The sequence below is a fragment of the Mesorhizobium sp. P3_A9 genome, assembly GCF_056402975.1.
Genome location: NZ_JBFUGJ010000721.1, coordinates 1 through 1058 on the forward strand (window position 1 = coordinate 1; position 1058 = coordinate 1058).

The following is a 1058-nucleotide window of genomic DNA, read 5'->3' on the forward strand; positions in this document are numbered from 1 at the left end:
GGGCTACATCCTCAAGGATGTGTCGACGGACGAGATTGTCGCCGCGATCGAGACGGTGGCTGGCGGCGGGACATATTTCTCGTCCGGCGTCTCCGACCTGCTGATGGAACGCGCGGCGCAGGACCAGGTGAATCCGCTCACGCCGCGCGAGCGTGACATTCTCGGCCTGATCGTCGCCGGCCAGAGCAACCGGGAGATCGCGGGAGCGCTCGGGATCACGGCCGCCACGGCCGAGACGCATCGCAAGAACCTCAAGAAGAAGCTCGGCATCGCCACGACGGCGGGGCTTATCCGCTACGCCCTCGATCATGGGATCGTATCAAAAACCGGCTGATTCCCGGTCTACCCACTTCTGGGTAGACCCTTGGATTTCGGCACCGCCTCCATCTTGTGAGGACAAAAACGCTGCCATAGGGGTTCACCACGGCTGGCCGTGAAAGGGCGAGCCGTCGGGAGGAATTCACTGTGTCGATGCCATGCCGGAACAACCGCCGATGGGTCGCGAACCTGTCGCCGCGGAGAGCCGCCGCGCGGATGTTTCCACGGCCGGTGACAGTGCCCTGCCTTCCGTGCCGGCAACTGCAACATGGCGGCCCATATCACGGCGCCTGGAAGGTATCTCGACATGGAAAAACCTCGCAGCAAGGCGGCCTTGTGGCTGCTCGTCATTCCGTATTTAGGCCTGCTCTGGCCGCCTTTCTACAATGTCCGCGAGCCGGCCCTGTTCGGCTTTCCCTTCTTCTACTGGTACCAGCTTGCCTGGGTGCCGATCACCGCGACGCTGACCTGGATCGCCTATCGGAGCACGCGCCATGACGACTGAAATCAATCCCGCGGCGCTCGCCGTCTTCATCTTCTTCTTCGTGCTCGTCACGGTCCTGGGCTTTGTCGCCGCCCGCTGGCGCAAGCCCGAGACGCTCGCCCATATCGATGAATGGGGTCTTGGCGGGCGCAATTTCGGCACTTGGATCACCTGGTTCCTGATCGGCGGCGATTTCTACACCGCCTATACCGTCATAGCGGTCCCAGCGCTGGTCTATACGGTCGGAGCCTATGGT

The 1058-nt window shown here is 62.6% G+C and carries 2 protein-coding genes and 1 pseudogene; all 3 read left to right on the plus strand.

Annotated features, from left to right (window positions below; genetic code table 11):
* On the plus strand, positions 1-334 hold a 334-nt coding region (locus tag AC1DX0_RS36285), incomplete at its 5' end, for a response regulator transcription factor (protein WP_477359376.1).
* Between the two features lie 291 nt (positions 335-625).
* Positions 626-823: a DUF3311 domain-containing protein gene (locus AC1DX0_RS36290; RefSeq protein WP_477221229.1), complete on the plus strand. Its 198-nt coding sequence runs from the start codon at positions 626-628 to the stop codon at positions 821-823.
* Positions 813-1058 (plus strand): annotated as a pseudogene (locus tag AC1DX0_RS36295) (sodium:solute symporter); the annotation flags it as partial. The gene AC1DX0_RS36290 and the pseudogene AC1DX0_RS36295, both read left to right, overlap by 11 nt.